Here is a 10531-nt window from a genome sequence, read left to right as displayed (position 1 = left end):
AAAAAATAACCAATCGCTATGCAGGCAGAGGGGCAGGGGGCAGGGAGCAGGGGGAGTAAAGAAAAATCTGCTTAAATAAATTGAGTAATTTATTCTCTGGAAGTCCCGAAGGGGGACAAAGAATTCAAAATTCAAAATTAAGAATTAAGAATTCTATTTGGCTTTTGCTCAATGCCCAATGCCCAATGCCCAATGCCCAATGCCCAATGCCCCATGCCCAATGCCCCATGCCCCATGCCCAATGCCCATCGCAAAGCCTTAAAATACTTCAAGAAGAATATTCAGCCATCATTTGATAATTTATAATGACTCACTCTACAGACATTGCTACCTTGGCGCGCTGGATGGCGGCTGATTTTAGCAATCAACAACAAGCCTTTGACAATCCGCCGCTTTATGCTCACATTCGCGTGTGTATGCGTCCCCTACCGTTAGAATTTTTATCGGGGGTGAGTTTGTTTGTGGAACAAGCTTATGATTTTGCGCTACACGATCCCTATCGGCTGCGGGTGTTAAAATTAATCGACGCAGGCGATCGCATCCACATTGAAAATTACACTGTTAAAGAAGAAACAAATTTTTACGGTGCTGCGCGTAATCTAGAAAAACTAGCAACATTAAAACCAGATGACTTAGAAAAGTTATCCGGCTGTAACATGATTGTTGAATGGACAGGCACCAGCTTTAAAGGTAAAGTTGAACCAGGTAAAGGTTGCATCGTCTTTCGCAAAGGCAATAAAACCTATCTCGACAATGAATTTGAAATCAACGAAGATATCTTTCTCAGCCTCGATCGCGGAAGAGATTTAGAAACCGATGAGCATCTATGGGGATCTGTAGCTGGGCCTTTTCAGTTTTTCCGGCGTCAAAGCTTCGCAGATGAAGTAAAAATCTAAAAAAATTGGGTAATGAGTTATCACCCATTACCCTGCGATCGCACTTTGCTATTTTTTAACTAACAGACTGTTATCTTTGACAATGCGATCGCCCTAATCAAAACCTTTCTTAAATTCCTCACTTACTCTCCGCGTACCTTTGCGCCTACCTTAGCGTACCTCTGCGTTTAAACTCCCAATCTCAACTAACCAACAGATTATTCAAGATTAACCTTCACAACCTTGTTCTTAGCTTCCTCAACCTTCGGCAAAGTCAAATTCAAGATACCATCTTTATAATCTGCTGTGACATTAGTATTTTGCACAGATACAGGGAGAGGAATTACACGTTGGAACTTACCATAGTGAAATTCACTTTTAGTCACACCTTTTTCTTCAGTTTTAGTTTCTGATTTACGTTCGCCACTAACATATACAGCTTTTTCCGTAACTTGAATATCTAAATCCTTAGCTTCTAATCCAGGCAATTCAAGTTTAAGATAAACCGCTTCTTCAGTTTCTTGTAATTCAGCAGCCGGAACTCTCATAAAATCTTTAGCTAATACTGTAGCTGGTACTCTTGTTTCTGCAAATAGGCTATTAATTTGACGTTGGATAGAGTTTAATTCTTGCCAGGGGTTGTAACGAACTAACATATTGATTTCCTTTTTAGTAGTAGTCTTTGGCTGTTTGCAAAATAGAAGTTTTAATTCCTTCCTTTGATTCTTATATTAGGGTTGATTAAATATCTTCTAGTTCGGTTAATAGCACTCAATTAAATGATGATTACCGCACTGAAATTACTTTAAATTATTGAGTGTAGAAAACCGCTATTTTTTGGTTCGGTAAATTCACTATATATGAACAAAAAGGACAAGGAGGACAAGGGAGACAAGGAGAGAAGTCTGAGCGCCGGCTTCCGGCGATCAGAACTTCGGAGGGACAAGGAAGATAAGTATTTATAATTCATTTAGGGTTGCTATAGGTGTTTGTAACTCCTAACTGATTGCTATATATTTTACGTAATTAAGCTTTATACAAATTCAATATGAAGATGCATATAATCTAGCCTGCGTAGGCAGGCTTTGTAATTATAGCCCCACCCTTATAGGGTGAGGGCGTTAATGTGCAGCCTCAGATAAAATGTACAAAAGTTTACAGCCAGTAATTTTTCGCTAGTTGCTTATTCTTACCTATTACATATAGTATAAATACTGGAGTTTTAAATGATGCGTAACGGGCATAGCCCAGCGTCACAAGTTTTGATGGGCATTGCCCAATATACAGAAAGTACAGATACGGAAATAGCTGGAAACAAATGTTTTCTTGCTAACGAGAATACAGCATATTTTAGGTAAATGAGGTACGCGCTTCGGGGCATGGCAGTGCCAGTGCCCCTACAATCACTGACAATATGCTGTATTTGGCAAATTTACAATAAATAAAATCATAAGTTCATGGTCTTAGATTTACTGAAGTTCTTTCAAGCTACCGATCCCAGCCGCACTTTATTTATTAATAACGAATTGGATGCTAAGTACTACATAGATTTTTCTGGGGTGCGAGGCGGTGATATTATTAACAAGCTAAAACAGAAGATTACATTTTTCAAACCGAACGATCCTACCTGTACTTTATTTACTGGGCACATTGGTTGTGGAAAATCGACGGAGTTATTAAGGTTACAGGCGGAACTGGAAAAGCAAGGCTTTCATGTTGTGTATTTTGAGTCTAGCGAAGACTTAGAAATGACCGATGTTGATATTGCTGATGTATTATTAGCGATCGCGCGCCGTGTTAGTCAAAGTCTCGATAAAATTACCCTAGCGGAAACCAGCAAATTTAATGAATTGCTGCAAGGTGCTTGGCGGGTGTTAAATACTGAGGTTACAGGAGTTAAAGCCAAGTCTCCCCTGGGGGATGTGGGTTACTCGACAGATAAAGAAAAGGTATCTTTATCCTTTGGGATTGGCGAAATTACCACCAAAATCAAAAACGATCCCACATTGCGAGAAAAACTCAATCAATATTTAGGGCCGCAGAAAACCCAATTACTCGAAGCCATTAACCGGGAACTGTTAGAACCGGCGATCGCAAAACTCAAGCAACAAGGTAAAAAAGGTTTAGTGGTAATTGTCGATAACCTCGACCGCATTGATAACCGCGTCAAATCTTGGGGGCGTCCCCAACAGGAATATCTATTTGTCGATCAGGGAGAATTTTTAACTAAGTTAAATTGTCACTTAGTTTATACAATGCCTCTATCGCTGAAATTCTCTAATGATTATGGCATGTTAACCCAGCGATTCCCCGAAGACCCAAAAGTTTTGCCGATGGTTCCCGTACTGTGGCCGGATGGTAGCATCCACGACAAGGGAATGGAATTAATGCAGCAGATGGTATTAGCCAGAGCCTTTCCTGACCTAGCACCAGCAGAGCGTTTAAGTAATATTACAGAAATATTTGATGATGGAAGTAGCTTAGACCGCTTATGTCAGATGAGTGGCGGTCATGTGCGCGACTTGCTGCGACTGCTAAACACCTGGATTATGGAAGAAATGGCGCTTCCCCTATCCCGCGACACCTTAGAACAAGTAATACGTTCTCGCCGCAACGAAATGACAATGCCAATTTCTGATGATGAGTGGCAATTATTACGCCATGTCAAGCAGAGAAAAAGAGTTAGCGACGATCAAGGATATCAAAAACTGATTCGCAGTCGCTTCGTCTTTGAATATCGCGATCGCGGCGAGTCTTGGTTTGATGTTAACCCCATTTTGACCGAAGCCAAAGAATTGGCGTAAGAAGCAGGGCAACAATTGTAGAGACGCGATTAATCGCGTCTCTAACAAATGCCCAATGCCCCATGCCCCATGCCCAATGCCCAATGACAAATGACAAATGACAAACAACGATCGCTCTTTACAACAACTAGCTTGGGCTATACAAGCTTCTGTTGGGCAGTTTAAACTGATTTTGGCAAAGTGTAATTATGTGCAACAGCGCGATCGCTTAATTGCCGAATTACAAAAAATTTCTGCTGTCCAGATTAGCGTTTTAGCTCTCAAGCCATCCCAAAGGACGCTTTACACCGCCATTCGGGAGGAATTTGGGCATAATGTCCAGGCATTAACGATTGTGGGGTTAGATAAATTGCACGACTTACCCCAAATGTTGATTGCGGCGAATCAGGTGCGGGAAGAATTTCGCAAAAGTTTTCCCTTCCCGATTGTGATGTGGATTAACGATGAAATTCACCAGCAATTGATGCAAATCGCGCCAGATTTAGAGAGTTGGACAACTACGAAAAATTTTGCGATCGCTGTTGATGATTTAACTCAGTTTCTCCAAAATACAGCAGCGCAGTTATTTGCTAATGTTTTAAATATAAATTTACAAAATATCACAGAAATTCAATCTGCTTGGCAAGAATTACAAAATCAGGGACAAGATTTAGCACCAGAGTTAAAAGCTAACTGTGATTTTGTTTTGGGACTGGTTGAATATATTCATAAAAATCTTGATGGGGCAATTGAGTATTACCATCAAAGTTTAGTTTATTGGCGAACTGTTAATAATTATGAATATCAAGGAAAGATACTGGCACAAATTGCCATTTGCTATTACGAAAAAGCGAGAGCAGACGAAAGAAATCGCCCGATAAATCGCCCGCAGGCTAGAAGCCTGGGGCTAACGGAACAAAGCCTGCCTTCGCAGGCTGGAGATATTGAGGCGGATGATGGGGAAAATCGCCCGCAGGCTAGAAGCCTGGGGCTAACGGAACAAAGCCTGCCTTCGCAGGCTGGAAATCTTGAGGCTGCGAAGGCAGCCTTCGTTGATGTAGCCGCACCCTTTAGGGTGTCGGCGGTTAATCGGGAGACGATTACCAATTATCTCCAACAAGCTATAACCGCATTTCAAACCGCCCAACGCCCGAATTTAATTGCCAATTCCCTGGAACAATTTGGGATTATCCTCAGCTATTTAGAAGATTGGCAACAACTCAAAACCTTAGCTCAACAAGCTTTAACTGTCCATGAAGCTGAGAATAATTCTTTAAGAATATCCCAGGATTATGGTTTTTTAGCAGAAACAGAATTAGCACAAAATAACTGGCAACAAGCACAAGAATTTGCACAAACAGCATTAAAATTGGTTGCCACCACTCATCAGCCCGTACCGCCGGAATTATCCCAGTTAAATATAATTGCTCACCGCCAGAAATTATTATTAATTATTGCCGAAGCTCAAGAAAATTTAGCACAACAGCCAGCAGCCATTAATTATTTAGAACGAGCTAGAGAATTAAGTATCGCAGACAACGACCCCCAGATTTATTTGATTATTCTTGATAAATTAAAAAGCTTATATTTTCAACAAAAGCAATATCTCAAAGCATTTGATGCCAAACTAGAAGCACGTTCTATTGAGCAGCAATTTGGTTTGCGGGCGTTTATTGGTGCAGGGAGATTACAAGCGACAAAACAATTAGATACCCAAGTTTTAACAGCAGTACCAGGAGATAATCAAGGTAATATTGCCCCAGAAATCGCCGCATCTGGTCGTCAATTGGATGTAGAACGGTTAATAGAACGCATCGGTCGCTCAGATTATAAATTAATCGTGATTCATGGGCAATCGGGTGTGGGTAAAAGTTCTTTAGTTAATGCGGGATTAGTCCCAGCTTTGAAACAAAAAGCCATTGGCGTGCAAGATAATTTAGTTGTTGCTATTCGCGTGTATACCAATTGGGCGGAAGAGTTGGGGCGGGTGTTGCTTGGAGAGAGGCAGGGGGCAGGGGGAGAGAGGCAGGGGGCAGGGGGCAGGGAGCAGGGGGAGTTAAGAAGTGACAATTCTGCTTTTTTACTGGACAATTCGAGTTCTGAAGGCGATAATTCGAGCTTTTTACTCGATAGTTCGAGTTCTGAAGGCGACAATTCGAGCTTTTTACTGGACAGTTCGAGTTCTGAAGGCGACAATTCAAGATTTTTACTCGACAATTCCAGTTCTGAAGGCGACAATTCGAGCTTTTTACTGGACAGTTCGAGTTCTGAAGGCGACAATTCAAGATTTTTACTCGACAATTCCAGTTCTGAACATGACAATTCGAGTTCCGAAGGCGAAAATTCCACCTTTTCACCAGACAATCTAACTTCCGAACCAAAAAATCCAACCTCACAACCGCCCCTTGTCCCCCTGCCCCCTGCTCCCTGCCCCCTGCCCCCTGCCCCCTGCCCCTCACCCCTCGCCCTTCTCACTCAATTGCGAGAAAATGAACAACGCAACCTGCGAACTGTACTAATTTTTGACCAATTTGAAGAATTTTTCTTCGTTTACCCAGAACCAAAACAAAGACGGCAGTTTTTTGAGTTCTTGGGAGAATGTCTGAATATCCTCTCTGTAAAAGTGATTTTGTCACTGCGGATAGATTACTTGCATTATTTGCTGGAATGTAATCGCCTTGAGAGTCTGAAGATTATTGGCAATGATATTCTCAGCAATAACGTGCTTTATGAGTTGGGGAATTTTTCGCCCAGTGATACTAAGGCAATTATTCAGCGTTTAACTCAGAATACTAGCTTTTATTTAGAACCTGGGTTAATTGATAAACTAGTTCAAGAGTTAGCCGGAGAACTGGGAGAAGTACGCCCAATTGAGTTGCAGGTGGTAGGGGCGCAACTGCAAACTGAGAATATTACAACTTTGGCGAAGTACCGAGAATTAGGGGGTAATGCTAAAGAAGAATTAGTGAAGCGCTATTTAGCAGAGGTGGTTAATGACTGCGGTGTAGAGAATCAACAAGCGGCGGAATTGTTGCTTTATTTGCTGACTGATGAAAAAGGAACTCGCCCCCTGAAGACTCGCGCTGAAATAGAAAGAGATTTACAAGTATTAGTGGTAGATGTCACCACAGACCGCCATAAATTAAATTTAATCTTAGAGATTTTTGTTAAATCTGGCTTAGTTGTTTTATTACCAGAAAAACCAGCAGACCGTTATCAACTGGTGCATGATTATTTAGCCGCCTTTATCCGCCAGCAACAGGAACCGAAGTTAAAGCAGGTAATGGCGGAACTGGAAGAGGAAAGAAAACAAAGAAAAATTAGCGAAGCCAAACTTAATAAGTTACTTAAACGCGCCTTGATGGGTTCAGTAGCAGCCGGATTGGTATTAGCTGGGTTAGCAGTTACCGCCTGGGATGCAGCACGCAGGGCAGATGAACAAAAAAAACAAGCCGATGTTAGTGAAATCAACGCCATTACTAATTCTAGCGAAGCACTTTTTCTCTCTGAGTTGAACTTTGATTCCCTGATAGAAGGCTTAAAAGCAGCAGAAAAACTCAAAAATGCCGAATTAGCACCCCCAAACACCAGAATGCAGACAATTGCTACATTAAGGCAGGCAGTATACTTACAACCAGACGAAAATAAATTCAGAGAACGTAATACCTTAGAAGGGCATAGCGGTTTTGTCAGGGGTGTGAGTTTCAGTCCCGACGGCAAGACCATTGCCACAGCAAGTTCTGACAGCACAGTCAAACTCTGGAACATCTCTGGCAAACCACTCAAAACTCTCAAAGGCCATAGCGGTGCTGTCAGGGGTGTGAGTTTCAGTCCCGACGGCAAGACCATTGCCTCTGCCAGTGATGACAGCACAGTCAAACTCTGGGACATCTCTGGCAAACTACTCAAAACTCTCAAAGGCCATAGCGGTTATGTCTATAGTGTGAGTTTCAGTCCCGACGGCAAGACCATTGCCTCTGCCAGTGATGACAGCACAGTCAAACTCTGGGACATCTCTGGCAAACTACTCAAAACTCTCAAAGGGCATAGCGGTTCTGTCTGGGGTGTGAGTTTCAGTGCCGACGGCAAGACCATTGCCTCTGGCAGTGTTGACAGCACAGTCAAACTCTGGGACATCTCTGGCAAACCACTCACAACTCTCAAAGGACATAGCGGTTATGTCAGGGGTGTGAGTTTCAGTCCCGGCGGCAAGACCATTGCCACAGCAAGTTCTGACAGCACAGTCAAACTCTGGGACATCTCTGGCAAACCACTCACAACTCTTCCTTCGGAACGCTACGCGAACAAAGGGCATAGCGGTTATGTCAGGGGTGTGAGTTTCAGTCCCGGCGGCAAGACCATTGCCTCTGGCAGTGATGACCGCACAGTCAAACTCTGGGACATCTCTGGCAAACCACTCACAACTCTTCCTTCGGAACGCTACGCGAACACAGGGTATAGCGGTTATGTCAGGGGTGTGAGTTTCAGTCCCGACGGCAAAACCATTGCCTCTGCCAGTGTTGACAGCACAGTCAAACTCTGGGATATCTCTGGCAAACCACTCACAACTCTCAAAGGGCATAGCGGTGCTGTCAGGGGTGTGAGTTTCAGTCCCGACGGCAAGACCATTGCCTCTGCCAGTGTTGACAGCACAGTCAAACTCTGGGACATCTCTGGCAAACTACTCAAAACTCTCAAAGGGCATAGTGGTTATGTCTTAAGTGTGAGTTTCAGTCCCGACGGCAAAACCATTGCCACAGCAAGTTCTGACAGCACAGTCAAACTCTGGGACATCTCTGGCAAACCACTCACAACTCTCAAAGGGCATAGCGGTTATGTCTTAAGTGTGAGTTTCAGTCCCGACGGCAAAACCATTGCCACAGCAAGTTCTGACAGCACAGTCAAACTCTGGGACATCTCTGGCAAACCACTCACAACTCTCAAAGGGCATAGCGGTTATGTCTTAAGTGTGAGTTTCAGTGCCGACGGCAAGACCATTGCCTCTGCCAGTGTTGACAGCACAGTCAAACTCTGGGACATCTCTGGCAAACTACTCAAAACTCTCAAAGGGCATAGTGGTTATGTCTTAAGTGTGAGTTTCAGTCCCGACGGCAAGACCATTGCCTCTGCAAGTTCTGACAGCACAGTCAAACTCTGGGACATCTCTGGCAAACTACTCAAAACTCTCAAAGGGCATAGCGGTTATGTCTTAAGTGTGAGTTTCAGTCCCGACGGCAAGACCATTGCCTCTGCCAGTGAGGACGGCACAGTGATTTTATGGGATTTGGATTTAGATAATTTATTAGCCAGTGGTTGCAATTGGTTAAATAATTACCTAGCTACCCATCCAGATGTGCTGGAAGACCTTAAAGCCTGCCAAACTTCAGCTATTACAAAAGCAGCCGCACCAGCATTAGTTACCCAAGGTGAAGAATTAGCCCGAAATCAAGATATTAATCTTGCGGTTGCCAAGTTCCGCCAAGCATTAGAATGGAATCCCAGCTTAAAATTTGACCCCCAAGCAAAAGCCAAACAATTGGCAGATGCTTCAGCCTTAGTTGAAAAAGGTGAGAGCCTAGTACAAGCAGGCAATTTTGACGGTGCAGTTGCTAATTTCCAGCAAGCATTACAACTAGACCCCAGTTTAGACTTTAAACCAAAGGTAAAAGCAGCTACTTTATTAGTTGAGCAAGGAACAAGCCTTGTATGGCAGGATAAGTTTAAGGAAGCATTAGCAGCTTACACCAACGCCCAAAAGTTAGATCCAAAAGTCAAAATTGCTGCTGATGATTGGTATACATTATGCTGGCAAGGTAGTTTGCAAAAACAAGCCGCAGATGTGATGTTTGCCTGTAACCAAGCCGTGAAGCTTGCTCCTAAAAATGGCAATATTCGTGATAGCCGTGGCTTGGCGCGGGCGTTAACAAGTGACTATCAAGGCGCAATTGCTGATTTTGAAGCTTATATCGCCTGGACTGATAATAAAGATAACAAAGCACAACGGCAAAGCTGGGTTAAAGACCTCAAAGCTGGGAAGAATCCTTTTACAGATGATGTGTTGAAAAAATTGTAGAATTGGTAATTAAGAAAGTCGTTATATGAAAAGTGCGATCGCTTTTCCAGCTTAATTCAAAAAGTGCGATCCCGTTTCTAAAACATTAATAAGACTTGCGCACTGAAGCCAAAAACGCCGATCCCCCCTAGCCCCCCTTAAAAAAGGGGGGAAAAGAAAACTTCTTAAAGTCCCCCTTTTTAAGGGGGATTTAGGGGGATCTAAAACTTTTTGCTACCCACGAGAGGACTTTTAAAACATTCTCTCAAAATGCGATCGCTTTTCCAGCTTAATTCAAAAAGTGCGATCGCGTTTCTAAAACATTAATAGAACTTGCGCACTGAAGCCCCAAACCTCGATCCCCCCTAGCCCCCTTAAAAAAGGGGGGAAATCATCAAATTCCTCCTTTTTAAGGGGGATTTAGGGGGATCTATAACTTTTCGTTACCCACAACAGGACTTTTAAAACATTCTCTCAAAATGCGATCGCATTGAAAATGAATACATTTATTGTGTAGCAACTTCAGGGTTCCCGGAATCAACTTCAGGGTTCCCGAAATCAACTTCAGGGTTCCTTGAATTAACTTCAGGGTTCCCGTTTCCGTGTTTCGCGTACCCTGAATCAACTTCAGGGTTCCCGGAATCAACTTCAGGGTTCCCATTTCCGTGTTTCGCGTACCCTGAATCAACTTCAGGGTTCTTGCAATGACTGTCAAGGGTAATGTCTAAGTGTTTTCCTCAGAAATAAAAAAATGTAGAGACTGCGGAACAATCTCTACAGATTATAGGGTTGTAGGAGTAAACTTGTTTTACCGAAATGCA

General features: G+C 43.0%; 5 protein-coding genes. 3 read left to right on the top strand and 2 right to left on the bottom strand.

All coding sequences use genetic code 11. The annotated features are described in order from the left end of the window. Nucleotides 1-305: 305 nt before the first annotated feature. Nucleotides 306-896, top strand: a complete 591-nt coding sequence (locus H6G08_RS23425) for a chromophore lyase CpcT/CpeT (protein WP_190547266.1) — start codon at nt 306-308, stop codon at nt 894-896. A gap of 197 nt (nt 897-1093) precedes the next feature. On the opposite strand, the gene H6G08_RS23420 is transcribed toward H6G08_RS23425, so the two are convergent. Then, a complete protein-coding gene (locus H6G08_RS23420) occupies nt 1094-1531 on the bottom strand; it encodes an Hsp20/alpha crystallin family protein (protein ID WP_190547264.1) in 438 nt (145 codons plus the stop codon). Between the two features lie 801 nt (nt 1532-2332). Here H6G08_RS23420 and H6G08_RS23415 point away from each other — a divergent pair. Both H6G08_RS23415 and H6G08_RS23410 read left to right on the top strand, forming a co-directional pair. Next, the gene (locus H6G08_RS23415) at nt 2333-3679 is read left to right on the top strand and encodes a P-loop NTPase fold protein (RefSeq protein ID WP_190547262.1); all 1347 of its coding nucleotides are present in this window, start codon (nt 2333-2335) and stop codon (nt 3677-3679) included. A 97-nt stretch (nt 3680-3776) separates the two neighbouring features. Beyond that, nucleotides 3777-9731, top strand: a complete 5955-nt coding sequence (locus H6G08_RS23410; RefSeq protein WP_190547261.1) for an nSTAND1 domain-containing NTPase — start codon at nt 3777-3779, stop codon at nt 9729-9731. Between the two features lie 409 nt (nt 9732-10140). Here the strand turns inward: H6G08_RS23410 and H6G08_RS23405 are convergent, their stop codons facing one another. After that, nucleotides 10141-10425, bottom strand: a complete 285-nt coding sequence (locus H6G08_RS23405) for a hypothetical protein (protein ID WP_190547259.1) — start codon at nt 10423-10425, stop codon at nt 10141-10143. Nucleotides 10426-10531: the final 106 nt, after the last annotated feature.

The sequence above is a fragment of the Calothrix anomala FACHB-343 genome (assembly GCF_014696435.1).
Taxonomy (GTDB): Bacteria; Cyanobacteriota; Cyanobacteriia; order Cyanobacteriales; family Nostocaceae; genus Aulosira; species Aulosira anomala_A.
This window is presented reverse-complemented; position numbering and strand designations above follow the sequence as displayed.

Bases quoted from the DNA above. Each gene is read 5' to 3' on its own strand.
- H6G08_RS23420 (WP_190547264.1), bottom strand. From the start codon at position 1,531: ATGTTAGTTCGTTACAACCCCTGGCAAGAATTAAACTCTATCCAACGT.
- H6G08_RS23415 (WP_190547262.1), top strand. From the start codon at position 2,333: ATGGTCTTAGATTTACTGAAGTTCTTTCAAGCTACCGATCCCAGCCGC.
- H6G08_RS23410 (WP_190547261.1), top strand. From the start codon at position 3,777: ATGACAAACAACGATCGCTCTTTACAACAACTAGCTTGGGCTATACAA.
- H6G08_RS23425 (WP_190547266.1), top strand. From the start codon at position 306: ATGACTCACTCTACAGACATTGCTACCTTGGCGCGCTGGATGGCGGCT.